The sequence below is a fragment of the Streptomyces sp. ALB3 genome (genome assembly GCF_044385685.1).
Classification (GTDB): Bacteria; Actinomycetota; Actinomycetes; order Streptomycetales; family Streptomycetaceae; genus Streptomyces.
Map to the genome: position 1 here is coordinate 479909 of NZ_JBISCE010000046.1, position 17597 is coordinate 497505.

Sequence of the window (17597 nt, forward strand, 5' to 3'; positions counted from 1 at the left end):
AGGCTGGAAGACCGAAGACCGGGGCCTGAAGAAGAGCCCCGCCTACGCGCGCGTGGGCGTCCGGAGCAGCTCCTCCAGCACCACCGCGATGCCGTCGTCCTCGTTCGACGCGGTGATCTCGTGCGCCACGGCCTTCAGCTCGTCGTGCGCGTTGGCCATGGCGACACCGTGCTGCGCCCAGCCGAACATGGGGATGTCGTTCGGCATGTCACCGAAGGCCAGGGTGTCCGAGGCCTTGAGGCCCAGACGGCGTGCGGCGAGCGAGAGCCCGGTCGCCTTGCTCAGCCCCAGGGGCAGGATCTCCACGACGCCAGGCCCTGCCATGACCACGTTCACCAGGCTGCCGACGGCCTGCCTGGCGGCCTGGGTCAGCGCGTCGTCGTCGAGCTCGGGGTGCTGGATGTAGACCTTGTTCAGCGGAGCGGTCCACATCTCGGCGGGGTCGTCCATGTAGAGGGCGGGAAGAGGCCCCTCCTGCACCCGGTAACCGGGCCCGACCAGCACCTCGCCCTCGAGCCCGTCGCGGCTCGCGGCGAGGGCCAGCGGACCGACCTCCGCCTCGATCTTGGACAGGGCGAGCCCCGCGAGCTGCCGGTCCAGCGTGAGGGAGGTCAACAGCTTGTGCTCACCCGCGTGGTAGACCTGCGCACCCTGACCGCACACGGCGAGACCCCGGTAGCCCAGATCGTCCAGGATGTGCCGGGTCCACGGCACCGCGCGTCCCGTGACGACGATGTGTGCGGCACCGGCCGCGGTCACCGCGGCCAGCGCCTCCCGGGTGCGGTCGGAGACCGTGTGATCGTCGCGCAGCAGGGTGCCGTCGAGGTCGGTCGCGACGAGCTTGTAGGAGAAGGTCACTTGGAGACCGGCTCCAGCAGCTCGCGCCCGCCCAGATACGGACGGAGTACCTCGGGCACACGCACCGAGCCGTCGGGCAGCTGGTGGTTCTCCAGGATCGCCACGATCGTGCGCGGTACGGCGCAGAGCGTGCCGTTCAGCGTGGCCAGCGGCTGCACCTTCTTCCCGTCGCGCATGCGGACGGAGAGGCGGCGCGCCTGGAAACCGTCGCAGTTCGACGCGGACGTCAGCTCGCGGTACTTGCCCTGGGTCGGGATCCACGCCTCGCAGTCGAACTTGCGCGAGGCCGACGACCCCAGGTCACCGGTGGCCACGTCGATGACCTGGAACGGCAGCTCGAGGCCGGTGAGCCACTGCTTCTCCCAGTCCAGGAGACGGCGGTGCTCCGCTTCGGCGTCCGCGGGGTCGACGTACGAGAACATCTCGACCTTGTCGAACTGGTGGACCCGGAAGATGCCCCGGGTGTCCTTGCCGTACGTCCCCGCTTCGCGGCGGAAGCACGGCGAGAAGCCGGCGTACCGCAGCGGCAGCTTGTCGGCGTCGATGATCTCGTCCATGTGGTACGCCGCGAGGGGCACCTCCGACGTGCCGACCAGGTAGTAGTCGTCCTTCTCCAGGTGGTACACGTTCTCCGCGGCCTGGCCGAGGAAACCCGTGCCCTCCATGGCGCGCGGGCGGACGAGTGCGGGAGTCAGCATCGGGACGAAGCCTGCCTCCGTGGCCTGCGCGATCGCCGCGTTGACCAGGGCCAGCTCGAGGAGCGCGCCGACGCCGGTCAGGTAGTAGAAGCGAGATCCGGACACCTTGGCGCCGCGCTCCATGTCGATGGCGCCCAGCGCCTCGCCGAGCTCGAGGTGGTCCTTGGGCTCGAAGCCCTCCGCGCCGAAGTCACGGATCGTGCCGTGCGTCTCCAGGACGACGAAGTCCTCCTCGCCGCCGACCGGGACGTCCTCGTGGACGATGTTGCCGAGCAGCAGGAGCAGCCGCTTGGCCTCCGCGTCGGCCTGGTCCTGCGCGGCGTCCGCAGCCCTGACCTCGGCCTTCAGCTGGTCGGCCTTCTTGAGGAGCTCGGCACGCTCCTCCGGGGTGGCCTTCGGGATCAGTTTCCCGAGGGACTTCTGCTCGGAGCGGAGTTCGTCGAAGCGGACGCCGGACGACCTGCGCAGCTCATCGGCGGAGAGCAGGGCGTCGACGAGCGCGACGTCCTCTCCACGGGCGCGCTGGGAGGCGCGAACACGGTCGGGGTCCTCACGGAGCAGGCGAAGGTCAATCACCCCTCAAGGTTACCGGTGCGGAGATCCGCCACTCGAACCGATATCGACGAGCCTGACGCTTTGCCCTAATTGCCGGAATCGATAGTGCTGGTGGAAATCGCGGGCCGACCGCGGGTGGCGGGCCGCTCGGGGAAAAGGATCCGTCGCCCGGAAAGGTGAACGAGTGCTCCCGCGCCGTGGCGCATTGCCGGTGTGTGCGCGGGGAGTTGGGTGCCTGGAGGGCGTGTTGTCCACAGGCTGTCATCGTTCCGAATAGTTATCCACAGGCTGTGAAGAAGATCTGTGGATGCCGGAGGAGATCGTTCCGAAAGCGGCATGACGGCACAAGGGTTCACCACTCAAACCCGCCCCACGCACTCATTCGGGTGGGTATTCCTCGCTTCAATGCGTTGATCAACGCAATTGGAAGGACACGGGGGGACTGTCATTCCGTGAGGAATCCATGTCGACTGGAGCGATTTGTCGACCATGTCGCATTGGGGTGTCGACTTGTCCCCAGGCTGCAGGGTTTCCTGTGGATAACTTTTCGCGTGCGGTGAAACTCTGCGGGCAGGGCCGATGTCACAGGCGGTCTTACCCTCCTGGCAGGCTTCAGGCCCGGCCGTCCTGGCTGCGGGCCAGCCAGTCGGACGCCTCGGTGAAGTCCCTGTCCGAGGTCCCGATGCGCAGAGGGCTCACCTCTTCGGGCGTCACCCCGGCGCGCGGGTACGAACCCAGGAACCGCACATTCGGGCAGATCCGCTTCAGCCCCATCAGCGCTTCGCCGACGCGGCGGTCCGCGATGTGCCCCTCCGCGTCCACGGCGAAGCAGTAGTTCCCGATGCCTTCCCCGGTGGGGCGGGACTGGATCAGCATCAGGTTGACTCCGCGGACGGCGAACTCCTGGAGCAGTTCGAGGAGGGCTCCGGGGCGGTCGTCGCCGAGCCAGATGACCACGGAGGTCTTGTCGGCCCCCGTGGGCGCCGAGGGCCTGGCCGGACGCCCCACCAGCACGAAGCGGGTCTGCGCGTTCTCGGCATCGTGGATCTCCGTCACCAGCGGCACCAGCCCGTAGGTCGCCGCGGCGAACTCACCGGCGAAGGCGGCGTCGTAGCGCCCTTCCTGGACCAGCCGGGCGCCATCGGCGTTCGAGGCCGCCGACTCCCACACCGCGTTGGGCAGGTTCGCCGCCATCCAGTTGCGCACCTGAGGCTGCGCGGCCGGGTGGGCGGTGACGGTCTTGATGTCCGACAGGCCGGTGCCGGGGTGAACCAGCAGCGCGAAGGTGATGGAGAGCAGCACCTCGCGGTAGATCATCAGAGGGGCGCCCTTGGTCAGCTCGTCGAGCGTCGCGCTGATCCCGCCCTCCAAGGAGTTCTCGATGGGGACGAGCGCTGCGGCGGCCTCCCCGCCACGCACCGCGTCCAACGCGGCCGGCACCGAGACCATCGGGACGAGTTCGCGGGTGGCGGCTTCGGGGAGGGTGCGGAGGGCGACCTCGGTGAAGGTGCCTTCGGGACCGAGATAGGCGTAGCGCGTGGCTGACATACGGTCACCCTAATGGGCTGACCGAGAGCTCCGGAGCCTTATGCCCATGCACGGTCAGGGTGTGTGACACACGTGCGCTGTCGCACGGGCGGGTGTCCCGCACGTGCTGACGGACACGCCTCCCGGTGTCCCGCGCGTGTGCTGACGGACGAGTCCTCGGTGGCTCAGCCCTCAAGCAGCCGCTGCCCCACGTACTCCCCGGCTGCCGCACCCCCGGGCACGGCGAAGAGACCGCTCGCCTCGTGCCGGATGAACGGGGAGAGCGCGTCTCCGCGGTCGAGTTTGCGCTGGACCGGGATGAAGCCCTTGAACGGATCGGCCTGCCAGCAGATGAAGAGGAGCCCGGCGTCCGGGGTGCCGTCCTCCGAGATGCCGTCGTGGTACGAGAACGGGCGGCGCAGCATCGCGGCGCCACCGTTCTTCTCGGGCGAGGAGATCCGGGCGTGTGCGTTGCTGGGGATCATCAGTTTGCCGTCGGGTCCTGTCCTGTCCAGGTCCATGGCGGTGTCCTCGGAGCCGCCGCTGAGGGGGGCGCCGTCCGCCTTGCTCCGGCCGATGACCTGTTCCTGCCGTTCGACCGTGAGTTGCTCCCAGTCGTCCAGCAGCATCCTGATCCGCCGCACGACGGCGTACGAGCCGCCCGCCATCCATGCGTGGTCCGGCGAACCACCGGACGGCACGAAGACCCGTTCTTCGAAGTCGCTCTCGGCCGGTTTCGGGTTGTTGGTGCCGTCGACCTGGCCCATGAGGTTGCGCGTGGTCATCGGCCGGCCGGTTGTTCCCGGTGTCCGGTTGAAGCCGTTCATCTGCCACCTCACCCGGGCCGCGGAGCCGGCTTCCTTCTGCAGGGCGCGCAGCGCGTGGAAGGCGACGAGTGCGTCGTCCGCGCCGATCTGGATCCAGAGGTCACCGTCGGAGCGCCTGGCGTCGAGGTGGTCGGAGGAGAACGACGGCAGCGGATCCAGGACGGCCGGCCGGTGGCCGGTCATGCCGGTGCGGTCGAAGAAGGTACGCCCGAATCCGAAGGTGACCGTCAGGGACGACGGCCCGGCGTCCAGGGCCACCCCGGTGTCGTGTCCTCGGCCGGTGTCCGCCGGCTCACCGGCCATCAGCCGTTGTGCCACCGCCGACCAGCGACGCATCAGAGCCGCTGCCTCCTTGCGCCCGGCGCCGGGCGCGAGGTCGAAGGCGATCAGGTGCCCGCGGGCCTGAAGCGGGGTGGTGATGCCCGCCTGATGTTTCCCGTGAAACATCGCCTCGGTCGAACCCACTGCGGTCAGCGGCGTCGGCGTCTCCCCGCGCGTCGCTGCATAGCCACCCGCGCCGCCCGCCGCGCCCAGGACGAGTCCTGCCGCGCCGGCCGCTCCCGCGCCACCGATCAGCCTCCGCCGGGAGACTCCGGAGGAGGCGGCCGGAGGGGATGTGTCGCGGCTGGCGGCGCCGGTGCCGTTCTGCCCGGGGTGGTTCCTCTTCGTGCTCAACCTGCTCAGCCGATCTTCACGTTCTTGTCGATGGTTGTCTGGTCGATGTCCGACGTACGCACCGTCACGGCGACCTTCCAGTCGCCCGCCATCGGGATCTGTACGCCGCTCGCGGTCCAGTGCCCGACGGTCAGGCGTTCGGGGACCACCGGCAGCGGACCGATGTCCTTCGACTCCAGGGTGAAGGCGATCCTCACCTCGGGGACGTCCATCGGGCGTCCGCCAGGACCGTCGATCCAGAGGTGCACGTTGTTCGAGCCGGTGCCGCCGGGCGAGAGGTCCAGGCGCACCGTGCCCGCGCCGTTCTGCCCGCCGGTGTCGAAGGGCAGGCTCAGATTCACCTGTCCGCCGGTCACCGGTGCGGCCGCCTCAGTGGTGCTTCCCCGGGCGGCTTCCTCCTCCGTGCGGCCGGGCTCGGTGGCCGTCAGGATCGTCGTGACCACGAGAAGCACCACGGCGACAGCCGTCTCCACCATCACGGACCGCCGCAGCCCGGAGCGGTCCGGATCGGCGTCGCGGGCGCGCTTCTCCTTCGTCGCCGTCAGAGCGGCGCGCTGCCGGGAGAGCTGGGCGGCGCGCTCCGGAGCGATCTCGTCGTCCGGCCCGGATGAGGCCGGAGAGTCCGACACCGTGAGCCCCTCCGTGACAGCCCGCTCCGTCGAGCCCACCGCCACCGGTACGGCTGGCTCCGTCGGCTTCGCCGATACGGCCGGTTCCGTCGAGCCGACCGGCTCAGCCGCTCCGGTCGAGCCGACCGGCTCAGCCGGTTCCGTCGCCCCCTGCGAAGCAGCCGACGCGGCGGGTGACTCCGAGACGGCCGTACGGGCGTCATCAGCGGAGCCGGAGCGCTCGGTCAGCCGCCCCGTCCAACGCCGCGACACCCACGCGACACCGAGGAGCACGGCGACGAGCGCCACCTTGACGAGCAGCAGCTGACCGTAACGGGTGCCGGTCAGCGCGGACCATGAACCGACCTGTCGCCAGGACTGGTAGAGACCGGTCGCGGCGAGGACGACCACGCTGCCGAACGCCAGGCGGGAGAACCGCCGCACCGCGGCGCTCGTGATGTCCGGTGTCCGGTACAGGGCGACCAGCAGTGCGGCCAGCCCGCCCAGCCAGCCGGCGACGGCCAGCAGGTGGAGCACGTCGACCGGCATGGCGATGCCCGGCTGGATCCCCGTCGAGGCGTGCTCGGCGAGGGCCCACGTACCGGCGATCCCCGTGGCGATGACCGCACCGCCTGTCGCGAGCCCGAAGGTGAGGTCCTGCTTCTCCTTCTCGTCCTCGCGCTTGGCGTACGCCCCGAACAGCACGGCGATGAACAGCGCTGAGGCGCCGAGGAGCAGCAGTCGGGAGACCAGGGCCGCCCCCGGCTTGGTGTCCAGGACGGCTTGGAGGCCCGCGAGGTCGAAGGCATCCGCGAGCTCGCCGGAGCCGGTGTACGGGCTGCGCAGGAACAGCATGGCCAGGGTGGCCGCGGTGAGCGTGACCCAGCCGCGCACGACGAGCCGTTGCAGCGGACGTGCGCCCGCTCCCCGCTGCCAGCAGGCGAGCACGAAGGCCGATCCGCCCGCGAGCACTACGAATCCGGCGTACGCGGCGTAACGCGCGATGCCGTAGAGCGCGCCCACGAGGCCGCCGCCGGCTCCGGCGGACGGCAGCGACACGGTGGTCTCGGAGGGGGCACCGACGGAGAAGGTGAAGGCTCCCGAGACCGGATGGCTGTCGGCGGACACGGCCTGCCAGGCGACGGTGTACGTGCCGTCGGGCAGACCGCTGTGGAGCTCGACGCCGTACCGCACGGCGCCCCCGCCCGTCAGATCGCGGGGTGCGCCGGTGTCGGCGCGCTTCCCGCTCGGGTCCAGGACCCGGATCGAGTCGTCGTCCATGGCGATCTGCTCGGAGAAGGTGAGTGTGACCTCCTCGGGGGCGGTGGCGACCACCGCCCCGTCCTGCGGGTCGCTCCCCGTGAGAGCGGCGTGCGCGGACGCGGGGCTCGCGCCTGCCAGCACCAGGCCGAACAGCATGCCGGTCAGCGTGGCGAGGAGCGCGACCGCGGCGAGCGGCCGTCGTGTCGGGGAGGGCCCGGAGTGCGGGGCGGTGGCTGTCATGGTGTGTCAGTACCTCACTGCTTCTTCGGGTCGTAGGTGGTCTCCTTCACGGGGATGTCGACCGTGATGGGATCGGCCTTCTCGAAGTGCAGTTCCACGGAGACCGTCTCTCCCCGCTTGGGCTGCTGCTTCAGGTCGGTGAACATGATGTGGTTGCCACCGCGTTCGAGATCGAGCTCACCGCCGGCGGGCACCTCGAACGACGAGACCATCCGCATCGTCCGGTCCTTCGTCTCGTGGATGGAGACGTGGTCGGAGAGGGAACTGGTGACCGACGTGAGCCGGTCGGTGGTGTCGCCGCTGTTCTTCACGAGGAGGAAGCCGGCCGCCATGTCGCTGACGGGCTGAGGCATGAAGGCCCCGGTCACCTCCAGCTGCGGCACACTGTCCGAGGAGCACGCCGTCAGCGCCAGCCCGGTGGTCAGGGCCAGGGCGCCGACGACGGTCGTGCGACGGTTCACGGGGTCTCCCCCTTGACGAGCTCGGGGAGATCCTCGGTGTAGTCCTCGGCCGTGGTGTCCTCGCCGTAGAGCACGTACCCCTTGTCGGTCTTCGGGGAGAAGGCGATGACCTGGGCGCCGTGCATCGAGACGACCGTGCCGTCCTTCTCCTTCTTCGGCGGGTCGATGCCGATGCCGATCTGCCGTGCCCCCGCCTGGATGGCCGGGAAGTCACCCGTGAGTCCGGTGAAGGCGGGATCCTGGGCCTTGAGCCAGCTGCCCAGGGACGCGGGAGTGTCCCGTTCCGGGTCGGTCGTGACGAAGATGACCTGGAGTCTGTCCTGGTCGGCCTTGGGCAGCGTCCTCTTGGCGACGGCGATGTTGCTCATCGTCAGCGGGCAGACGTCGGGGCAGTTGGTGTAGCCGAAGTAGATGAGCGTCGGCTTGCCCTTGGTCCGCTCGCGCAGGTCGTACGTCTTTCCGTGCGTGTCGGTGAGGACGAGGTCGGGTTTGGTGAACGGCTGGTCGAGCACCGTCGCGGGCTGCGACGCCGTCTTGGAGGAGACCTCGGCCACCGAACTGTCCGACGAGTCCCCGCCGCTGCCGCAGGCCGACAGGGTCAGTGCGGCCACGGCGGCGAACGCCGCGGCCAGCACCGTCTTCTTGCTGTGCATGGAGCTGATTCCTGATCTGTGAATGACGAGTGGTGGAACCGGCTGATCAGGCGTTGCGGCGACGGCCGGCGAGGACGCCGAAGGCGACCCCGGCGACCCCGACGACGATGCCGACGACGCCCAGGACGCGGGCGGTGCTGTCGGTGCCCGACGTGGACGTGTCGTCCGAGGACGCCGTCGTCTCCTTCGCGTCCTCCGCCTCGCCGCCCTTGTCATCGGCGGCGGCGCCGTGGGCGTCGCCCTTCGGGGCGGTCAGCGCGAGGACGGGAGCAGGGCTCTCGGGCTCTTCGCCGCCCTCGGTGGGCTCCTCGATCCAGCGGACGACTTCCTTGTTGCTGTACGTCTGGAGGGCCTTGAAGACGAGCTGGTCCGCGTCCTCGGGCAGCTGCCCGACCGAGAGCGGGAACTGCTGGAAGAAACCGGGTGCGATACCGCTTCCGTCCGCGGTCCAGGTCACCTTGGAGACCGCCTCGTTGATCTTCTTGCCGTGCACCTCGAGCGGCTTCGCCAGCTTGCTCTTGGTGACGTCGATCTTCCAGCCGGCCACCGGCTGCGGGCTGACGGAGGCCAGCGGGTGGTCCGTCGGGAAGTTGATCTCGAGCTTGACCGTGGAGGCGTTGTCGCGCTCGTTGGGCACCTTGAAGTTGACGGTGGCGTAGCCGCCCTTGGCGGCCTCACCCTGCGGCTGCACGCTGACGTGCGCGGAGGCGGTGCCCGCGAGCAGCAGCACGGTGGACGCGGCGACGCCGCCGGCGAGGGCGATGCGGGAAACGTTCATGAAGGGAATCACTCCACAGGCACGAGGGAAGGGTGGTCCGGCGCGCGGAGGCGCGCGACGGCATCACGACCACCTCGTCACCGGTCCCGGCGGAGGGGTCGTGTCAGGCTGCGCGTACGTATACGGGCGGCGGCCCGCGCCTGATCACCATGTGCTGCAGAACATCGCCGGTGGCCGGTGCGGGAGCGTCGGCAGGGCTGCCGACTGTGCGCGGTCCGGTCGTGGGCTGCCCCGGAAGTCCCGCCCGCAGGGCGCGTACGAGAGCCATCGCCGCTCGCAGCGCGCGCAGCCGGGCCCCGGCAGCCAGCTGTCGGCCCCCCTGAGCGGAGAGCCTTGCCAGCCGGAACAGCGCGATCTCGCCGCGGCGCAGCAGCCAGCCGGTGGCGAGCGCGGCGAGCAGGTGCCCCAGGAACATGGGCAGGCCGGGCAGGCCGGACATCACCGTGGCGAGGACCGTGGGGTCACCGGCGGCGTCAGGCGCGGCGGACGCCAGATGTGTGTGTCCCTGGACCACCGTCGCCGGGTCCAGGCCCGCGGTGGTCACGATGCGATGGGCCTCGCCGGCGCTGAGCTGCGCCGGTCCGGCACCGCACACCAGTCCGGCGGCGAAACGGATCAGCGAGTCGTCACCGGTTCCCGCCGAGGCGGCCGGCGCGTGCTGCCCGAGTCCGAAGAGGACGTGCAGGGCGACCTGCCCGGCCGCGAGGGCCGCGGTGATCGACAGAAGGGTCCGCTCACGTCCGGCGAGCGCCAGGGCGACGGCGAACACTCCGGCGAAGCCGGCGGAAAGGCTCCACCCGGTCACGCTCACACCTGCGGCGAGGCCATGTCCGAACGCGGCGAGCACGACACAGACCGCGGTGAACACCGCGGTCCTCAAAAGCCGCATACCGGCTCCGGCGCGTGCTATGGGCATAGACATGGCCGGGACATCATCCCACTGGGCCCCCGGTCCGCGTACGGCAGGTCCGTAAGGTCGGCATCCGTCCCCTTCAGGGGGTGATCAGGTGGTGTTGCACCTGTTCATGGGCGCTCCGAGGCCCTGATCCGGGCCTGTCATACACCGGCGAACGGAATATACGCATCCGCCGAATGAGCGCTGTCACAGCGGATTCGTGCTTACGAAGGGCTTATCGCGGCAATACGTAACGGTATGTCGAGCCGCAGCCAGGAGGCTGGAGCATGAGCATGTGGTGGTCACTCCATTTGCGGCGCGAAGCTGCGAGCGTCCCGCTCGCCCGTCGTTTCCTCCTCGGGACCATGGAGACCGCCGGGGTGGACCCGGACATCTCCTACGACCTCTCGGTCGCACTCAGCGAAGCCTGCGCGAACGCCGTCGAACACGGCGGTGATCTGCGGGAGGCGGGCAGTACCGGGGGCCCGGGTCCCGCCTGCGCCGGTGACGAGCGGTCCCGGCACGCCTGCGGGCAGTACCGGGTCACCGCGTACCTGGACGGCGAGAAATGCCGTATCGAAGTCGCCGACTCGGGGCCCGGCTTCCCCGCTCCGTGCGCGTCCCGCGGTGCCGCGCCGCGACCGGCCGGGTCTTCACCGGATCCGGTCCCGTACGCCGTCCCTCAGGCGGGCGACCCTGCGCACGGGCGCACCGCGGTCCATCCGCCGGCCACGGCTGAGAGCGGCCGCGGGCTCTGTCTGATCGAGGAGCTCGCCGATCACGTCCACTTCGGCAACCGGCCGGGGCGCGGCGCGGTGGTGAGCTTCGACAAGGTCCTGAAGTGGCGGGAGGGCGCCCTGCTCATGGTTTCCTGAGCGGGGCGCCCTCCAGCGCGAGTACGCGGCCGGCCGCGTGAGGCGTGTCAGCCCTTGAGGCGAGCCATCCAGGCCTCGACGTCGTCGGACCGGCGCGGCAGTGCGGCGGACAGGTTCCGGTTGCCGTCCTCGGTGACGAGGATGTCGTCCTCGATCCGGACGCCGATCCCCCGGTACTCCTCGGGCACGGTCAGGTCGTCGGCCTGGAAGTACAGCCCGGGCTCGACGGTGAGGCAGACCCCCGGCTCCAGGACGCCGTCGACATACGACTCCGTGCGGGCGACGGCGCAGTCGTGGACGTCCATGCCCAGCATGTGGCCGGTGCCGTGCAGCGTCCAGCGGCGCTGGAGGCCCAGCTCGAGGACCTTCTCCACGGTCAGGTCGCCCAGGAGGCCCCACTCGACCAGCTTCTCGGTGAGGACCCGCTGCGCGGCGTCGTGGAAGTCGCGGAAGGCGGCGCCCGGCTTCACAGCCGCGATGCCCGCCTCCTGGGCCTCGTACACCGCGTCGTAGATCTTCCGCTGGAGCGGTGAGAACGTGCCGTTGACGGGCAGCGTCCGGGTCACGTCGGCGGTGTAGAGCTCGGTCGTCTCGACGCCCGCGTCGAGCAGGAGGAGCTCACCGGAGCGGACGGGGCCGTCGTTGCGGACCCAGTGCAGCGTGGTGGCGTGCGGGCCGGCCGCGCAGATCGAGCCGTAGCCGATGTCGTTGCCGTCGACGCGGGCACGCAGGAAGAAGGTGCCCTCGATGTAGCGCTCGCTCGTGGCCTCGGCCCTGTCGAGGACCTTGACGACGTCCTCGAACCCGCGCGCCGTGGCGTCACAGGCCTTCTGCAGTTCGGCGATCTCGAAGGCGTCCTTGACCAGGCGGGCCTCGGAGAGGAAGACGCGCAGCTCTTCGTCGCGCTCCGCGGTGACCTTGTCGGTGAGGGCGGCCTCGATGCCCGCGTCGTGTCCGCGGACGTTGCGCACCGGGCCGGTGGCCGCGGCCAGCGCGGCCGGGAGCTCGCGGACGTCCTTCGCCGGGATGCCGAGCAGCTGCTCGGCCTCGGTCAGGGAGTTGCGGCGGCCGACCCAGAGCTCGCCCTGGCCGTCGAGCCAGAACTCGCCGTTCTCACGGTCGGAGCGCGGCAGCAGGTAGACCGTCGCCTCGTGTCCGCCCTCGGCCGGCTCGAGCACCAGAACGCCGTCCTGGGTCAGGTCGCCGGTGAGGTACGCGTACTCGGTGGAGGCACGGAAGGCGTACTCGGTGTCATTGGAGCGGGTCTTCAGGTTGCCCGCGGGGATGACCAGCCGCTCACCGGGGAAGCGCGCGGAGAGCGCGGCGCGGCGGGCGGCGGTGTACGAGGCCTGGGCGATCGGCTCCAGGTCGTGCAGCTCCGTATCGGCCCAGCCCGACTTCATGTTCTCGGCGAGCTCATCGGAGATGCCCGGGTACAGGCCGTTCTTCCGCTGCTTGATCGGCTCTGCTTCTGCTGTTTCCGGGGTCTCCGGGGCGAGCTCCTCAGACACGTTATGTCCTCCTTGTACGACACTGGACCCCCTTCATCGTACGGGCGTGCGGAAGGGGGCCCGGTGCCGGAAGACCTCTTACCGCTCCGGGGCCGCTCCCGGCGGCACGCACGAGCCCTCAGTCGAAGCGCGCGGCCAGCAGGGCGACGTCCTCGCCGGTGCCACGGTCCGCGCCCTCGGGCAGGACGGCGCGCAGGACGTGGTCCGCCACCGCCCCGGGGTCCTGGCGCAGTGCCTTCGGCACACCCGCCGCCGCCGAGTGCAGTCGTGCGAAGGCCCGGTCGGTGGTGGCCCCCGTGCGGCGCAGCAGCCCGTCGGTGTAGAAGAGCACCGTCTCGCCCGAGCGGGGCGTGAACTCCACGCTCGGCGCCTCCCAGCACGAGAGCATGCCCAGGGGTGCGGAAAGGGTCGTCTCGACGAACTCGGTGCGCCACTCGCCGGTCACCAGCGGTGGCGTGTGCCCGGCGCCGGCGAGCACGACCGTGCGCCGGCCGGGTTCGCAGTACGCGTAGAGGGCGGTCGCCGCACGGCCCGGTTCGGTCAGCCGCAGCAGCAGTTCGAGATCGGAGAGGACGGCGACGGGGTCCTCTCCCTCCAGCACGGCGTACGCCCGCAGGCCGGCGCGCAGGCGGCCCATGGCGGCCAGCGCGGCCGGACCCGAGCCGCCCGCCGAGCCGACGGAGAGGCCGAGGGCGTGGTCGGGGAGGGGCAGCGCGTCGTACCAGTCGCCGCCACCGCCGGGTGCGGCCCGGTGGCGGGCGGCCAATCGCACCCCGGGAATCCGGGGGAGCCCGCCGGGGAGCAGCTCCTCGGCCATCGCCGCGGCGTCCGCCCTGGCGCGTTCCAGTTCGAGCAGGCGGGCCAGGTGTTCGGCGGCGTACCGGGCGTACACCCCGACGAGGTGGCGCTGCCGTTCCAGCGGCTCGGCCGGTTCGTCGTACAGCCATACGGCCGCACCCAGCCTGCCGGCGGTTCGGGCGGCGAGGGGCTGTGCGTAGCTCGCGGCGTACCCGAGCCGGGCGGCGACCTCTCGGCAGCGGGGGTCGAGGCCGGTGTCGGCAAGGATGTCGGGGCTGGCCAGGGGGACGTCCGTATCCGGCAGGCCGTCGAGGAAACGGCCGTATGCGGTAGCACTGCGGGGGACCGTCTCGATGGTTCCCAGCTCCGCGTGCGCCAGGCCGAGCCCGATCGTGCGGGACGGTCCGCCGGCCCCCGCGGGTTCGAGGACGAGAAGCCCCCGGCCTGCTCCCACCAGGGCCGCCCCGGCAGCCAGGAGTTCATGCAGGGCGCTGTCCAGAGTGCTGGTCCCCGCCAGCCGTTCGGTGAGTTCGTGCAGTGTGGTCAGGTCGGAGACCCAGCCGACCAGCCGGTCCTGGATGAGGGCTCCCGGCGCGGACGGCAGACCTTCCGCGGGTGCGGCAGTGTGCGTTGAAACGGGAACCATGGGGTCGATTCCAGCCACTTTCGGAAGGTGGGGGGCGCTCATGGCAGTCGGCTTTCCGACAGGTGTGTTATGTCGCATAGCATCGCAAACCCCCATGTCGCGCTGCGCCGCTATCGGGGCAACCACATGTACACGCACCCACATGTACACGCAGAAGTAAGGTGATGTCCAGCATTGTCCCTACGGCAATTATGGTGTCCGTGAGACAGTCAACTTGGCTGAAAAATGCACCCCCGGGCGGTTTTTTGCGATCGACTGGGTGCGCTCGACAGGGGCACCCTCGGGGTGAAATGCCGGAGGGAGCGTCATCCCGGGCATGCTGGGTACGTAATCGTCGATGGCCAGGGGCAGTTGTGACCGCCCCGGAACCCGACAGCGAGCCCGGGCGTCCTCACTGGTGACGGCCGCCCGCCGACCCCGGACGACGGGGTTGCACAAGGACGGCACGCGCGACGCGCACGCCGGCCGCGCGATGTATTCGACCGGACTCGGCTCGGTTCCACTCGGTTCGACTCGGCTCAGCTCCATTCTGTTCGGTTCCACTCTGCTCGGCTCGGCTCACGCTCGGCACCGACCACTCGTCCGTACCGCAGTCCCGATGAGCAAGCACGCACAGCGAAGAGACGCACACGTGTGTAACGCACACGTGTCGCGATGTGGACCTCGGCGTTCAACGGAAAGGAACGAGCGCTCATGCGCGAGATCCTCGGAAGGCGACGCAGGCACCGGCCACGGCGCAAGGAAAGCTCCGCCCAGCTCGACGCGGCGCTGATCTGTGCCACCGGTCGGAACTGGCCCGTGCTTCCCGGAGCAGGGCTCGCGACGGGAGCCGTACGCGGCGAACGCGGTCGCGGCTGCGCCTGTCCCGACCCCGAGTGCGCCGTACCCGGCGCACATCCCTTCGATCCCGGTCTCCTCGCGGCGACCACCGACGCGCGCATGGTGCGCTGGTGGTGGACCAATCGGCCCACCGCCCCCGTCGTCCTGGCCACCGGCGGCCAGGCACCCTGCGCGCTGAGTCTGCCGGCCGTGGCCGGCGCCCGGGCGCTGACCGCGCTCGACGGCATGGGCGTGCGGCTCGGCCCCGTGGTGGCGACCCCCACCAGGTGGTCGCTGCTGGTCGCCCCGTACACCCTCGAACGGCTGGGCGAACTGCTGCACGCCAAGGACCGGGTGCCCAGTTCGCTGCGGTTCCACGGGGAGGGCGGTTACCTCATCCTGCCTCCGTCGGAGGTGGGTGCGGGACAGGTGCGATGGGAGCGTCCGCCCGCGGCGGGGGATGCCGCCCCCTGGCTCCCGGACGTCGAGGCGGTCCTGGACGCGCTCGTCGAGGCGAGCAACAGTGCTCCGGACGGCGGTAGCCGGCTCGCGTACTGAGCGGCCGGCGGGGCACCGACGCGGGAACCGCGGGCGGCTCACTCGTGCAAGGTGTGCGGCCGCCCGGTTCCGCGTGAACGGGCGGGCGGACGCGCAGGGCGCCCCAAGGTCGTCTCCCCTGCTGGTGAGGCGCGCAGGCGACGCCGCTCGGGACGAACGTCCGCCAGGGGCTCCGGGGCCGTCCCCGCTCGCGAGAGCATCAGTGCTTTTCTGTCCGAAAGCGAACGCCCGGCGGTTCGTGGCCCACGCCGCTCCGGCGAGGGACGCGATCGACTCGCAGTCAGGGCCTGGCGCAGCGCACGGATGTGCCGGGAGGATGCGCGAAGTCGGGAGGCGGACGGGGTCCCAGGGCAGTCGTCGCAGGCGGTCCGTGCGCGGAGTGCTCCGGAGTGCGCCCCGGAGGCCCGGACCCGGAAACGAAGACGCCCGGCCGCTGGCGACGGGGGATGCACCAGCGACCGGACTTCCAGAACCGTAACAAGAGATCTGCTGTGAGCAAATTCGATCTCGCCTATTCGGACAGCTATTTACCGACGGGTACGGGGAGTTGTGACGGGAGTCACCACCGCGTACCCGACGGTCGTGACTGTCAGCTGAGCGTCACCTGGCGGTTGGTGAGCCCGCCGCGCGCCCGGCGTTCCTCGGCCGTCAGAGGAGCGTCCGAGGCGAGGGCTTCGAGGAGCCGCTCCGCGAACTGCGCCGCGGGCTTCTCGCACTCCTCGGCCCCCATCGCGCTCGGCAGGTCCCAGACCGGGACCATCAGGCCGTGGGCGCGGAACGACCCCACCAGGCGGGTCCCGTCGCCCAGGGAGGAAGTGCCCGCGGCGTGCAGCCGGGCCAAGGCGTCGAGGAGCTGCTCCTCGGGGTGCGGCATGACCCAGCGCAGGTGGTTCTTCTCCGGGGTCTCGCACCAGTAGGCCGCGTCCACGCCGGTCAGGCGCGTGGTGGGGATGGCTGCCGCGTTGGCGCGCTCGAGGGAGGCGGACACCTCCGCCGTGGCGTTCTCCGCGTCCGGGACCCAGAACTCGAACCCGGCGTGTACGACCGGCTCGAACGGTGCGTCCGCGGCGAGGACGTCCTGCAGCCTCGGCCCGTCGGCGGGCACGCGGCGGGCGGTGACCGGCGAACCGGGCGCGGCCTCCAGCGCACGCTGCAGGGTGTCCGCGAGATCGCGGCTGAGGTCACCGGACGAGGTGTCGTTCTGCAGGGCGAGCAGGACGGAGCCGTCATCACGGCGCAGTGCCGGCCATGCCATGGGCAGCACCGTCGCGAGCGACACGGACGGCACGCCCTCGGGAAGGCCGTCCTTCAGGGTCAGGGCGACGGTGGCGGCGGGGACCAGCTCGCGCAGCGCGATCCAGTCGCACTCCCCGGAGATTCCCTCGAAGGGACGCTGGACCAACTCGGTCACCGCGTGGGCGGCGGCGCGCCCGTGACACGCCTTGTAGCGGCGGCCCGAACCGCACGGGCAAGGCTCACGGGCCCCTACGACCGGGACTTCACCGTCCTTGAGCTGCGGCTTCCCGGCCTTGGACTGAGGGCGCTTCTTGGCCATGGTGGGCGATCTCCCGATTGCGACAGTGCGGTCTCGGGCGCGAGCCTAGCCGTCCCGGCCGTTGCCGGGGCACACCTGCCAGCACCCCCCGCGGCCCGCTCCGCCCTGCCGAGCGCCGGGCCGCTCTCAGCCCGCGTCGTCGAGAGCCTCGAGGGCTTCGACGAGGTCCAGCCCATCGAGTGAGCCGAAACCGCCAATTCGTTTCAGCCCGTCCAGGCCCGCCGGAGCGGCACGCTCGCGCCGTGCGGACTTCGCGGGGCCGCACGGCGTCGCCGTCATGAAGCCGCCGTCCTTGTGCTCCGCGGAGACCAGGGCCCAGACGGTGACCTCGCCGACGGTGTCGTCCCGTACGCCCCATTCCTGGGCCAGGGCACTGATGATGTTGAGTCCGCGCCCTCCGCGTGCGGTGACCGAGGGGGTGGCCGGGACCGGCCTGGTCGGCCCGCCGCCGTCCGTCACCTCGACGGTGAGGTCACCCCGTCCGTCCACACGCCACGCGGCACGGATGTCGCCGTCCCCCACATCGGACTGCTGTCCCAGCGGTCTGCCGTGCCTGCAGGCATTGCTGAGAAGTTCGGACAGGATCAGTACAGCGTCGTCGACCACGGTGTCCGAGACCCCGTTGCTGCGCAGTTGCTCGCGCATACGGTGCCGCGCCTGCCCCACGCCCGCAGGGCCATGGGGTACAGCCATGCTCGACGACGTGGGCACTTCTTGTGCCACCACAAACGCCACCCCCGAGACCTCCTTCGCCCCACGCCACGGATTGGATGCCCCCCTGGGCTGCGCCGGAAACC

15 protein-coding genes are annotated in these 17597 nt (G+C 70.7%); 2 read left to right on the forward strand and 13 right to left on the reverse strand.

Annotation, left to right across the window (positions count from 1 at the left end; translation table 11 throughout):
- Positions 1-42 precede the first annotated feature (42 nt).
- From ACHFIV_RS32160 to ACHFIV_RS32200, 9 genes are all read right to left on the reverse strand, one after another.
- Positions 43-858 (reverse strand): HAD family hydrolase, encoded by an 816-nt coding sequence (locus ACHFIV_RS32160; protein WP_398976269.1) that lies wholly within the window; start codon positions 856-858, stop codon positions 43-45.
- Positions 855-2132, reverse strand: a complete 1278-nt coding sequence (serS, locus tag ACHFIV_RS32165) for a serine--tRNA ligase (protein WP_398976271.1) — start codon at positions 2130-2132, stop codon at positions 855-857. Before serS ends, ACHFIV_RS32160 begins: the two co-directional genes overlap by 4 nt.
- A 591-nt stretch (positions 2133-2723) precedes the next feature.
- Entirely contained in the window at positions 2724-3659 is a 936-nt protein-coding gene (gene pheA / locus ACHFIV_RS32170; protein WP_398976273.1) for a prephenate dehydratase, read from the reverse strand.
- Between the two features lie 164 nt (positions 3660-3823).
- Complete coding sequence (gene efeB / locus ACHFIV_RS32175) at positions 3824-5041, reverse strand: iron uptake transporter deferrochelatase/peroxidase subunit (protein ID WP_398976614.1); 1218 nt, start codon at positions 5039-5041, stop codon at positions 3824-3826.
- A 104-nt stretch (positions 5042-5145) separates the two neighbouring features.
- Complete coding sequence (locus ACHFIV_RS32180) at positions 5146-7251, reverse strand: copper resistance CopC/CopD family protein (protein ID WP_398976275.1); 2106 nt, start codon at positions 7249-7251, stop codon at positions 5146-5148.
- A gap of 14 nt (positions 7252-7265) precedes the next feature.
- Entirely contained in the window at positions 7266-7712 is a 447-nt protein-coding gene (locus ACHFIV_RS32185) for a copper chaperone PCu(A)C (RefSeq protein ID WP_398976277.1), read from the reverse strand.
- Positions 7709-8365, reverse strand: a complete 657-nt coding sequence (locus tag ACHFIV_RS32190; RefSeq protein WP_398976279.1) for an SCO family protein — start codon at positions 8363-8365, stop codon at positions 7709-7711. Before ACHFIV_RS32190 ends, ACHFIV_RS32185 begins: the two co-directional genes overlap by 4 nt.
- Positions 8366-8411: 46 nt before the next feature.
- The gene (locus tag ACHFIV_RS32195; RefSeq protein ID WP_398976281.1) at positions 8412-9143 is read right to left on the reverse strand and encodes a YcnI family protein; all 732 of its coding nucleotides are present in this window, start codon (positions 9141-9143) and stop codon (positions 8412-8414) included.
- Positions 9144-9246: 103 nt separating this feature from the next.
- Positions 9247-10065, reverse strand: coding sequence for a hypothetical protein (locus ACHFIV_RS32200; RefSeq protein WP_398976283.1), 819 nt, complete (start codon positions 10063-10065; stop codon positions 9247-9249).
- A 260-nt stretch (positions 10066-10325) separates the two neighbouring features.
- On the opposite strand from ACHFIV_RS32200, the gene ACHFIV_RS32205 reads away from it, so the two are divergent.
- Positions 10326-10913 (forward strand): ATP-binding protein, encoded by a 588-nt coding sequence (locus ACHFIV_RS32205; RefSeq protein ID WP_398976285.1) that lies wholly within the window; start codon positions 10326-10328, stop codon positions 10911-10913.
- Between the two features lie 47 nt (positions 10914-10960).
- Here the strand turns inward: ACHFIV_RS32205 and ACHFIV_RS32210 are convergent, their stop codons facing one another.
- The gene (locus ACHFIV_RS32210) at positions 10961-12424 is read right to left on the reverse strand and encodes an aminopeptidase P family protein (RefSeq protein WP_398976288.1); all 1464 of its coding nucleotides are present in this window, start codon (positions 12422-12424) and stop codon (positions 10961-10963) included.
- Between the two features lie 118 nt (positions 12425-12542).
- Positions 12543-13964, reverse strand: coding sequence for a PP2C family protein-serine/threonine phosphatase (locus tag ACHFIV_RS32215; protein WP_398976290.1), 1422 nt, complete (start codon positions 13962-13964; stop codon positions 12543-12545).
- 597 nt (positions 13965-14561) lie between these two features.
- Here ACHFIV_RS32215 and ACHFIV_RS32220 point away from each other — a divergent pair.
- The gene (locus ACHFIV_RS32220; RefSeq protein WP_398976292.1) at positions 14562-15245 is read left to right on the forward strand and encodes a bifunctional DNA primase/polymerase; all 684 of its coding nucleotides are present in this window, start codon (positions 14562-14564) and stop codon (positions 15243-15245) included.
- 589 nt (positions 15246-15834) lie between these two features.
- Here ACHFIV_RS32220 and ACHFIV_RS32225 read toward each other — a convergent pair.
- Both ACHFIV_RS32225 and ACHFIV_RS32230 read right to left on the reverse strand, forming a co-directional pair.
- Positions 15835-16800, reverse strand: a complete 966-nt coding sequence (locus ACHFIV_RS32225) for a DUF5926 family protein (protein WP_398976294.1) — start codon at positions 16798-16800, stop codon at positions 15835-15837.
- A 126-nt stretch (positions 16801-16926) separates the two neighbouring features.
- Complete coding sequence (locus ACHFIV_RS32230; protein ID WP_398976296.1) at positions 16927-17493, reverse strand: ATP-binding protein; 567 nt, start codon at positions 17491-17493, stop codon at positions 16927-16929.
- Positions 17494-17597 lie beyond the last annotated feature (104 nt).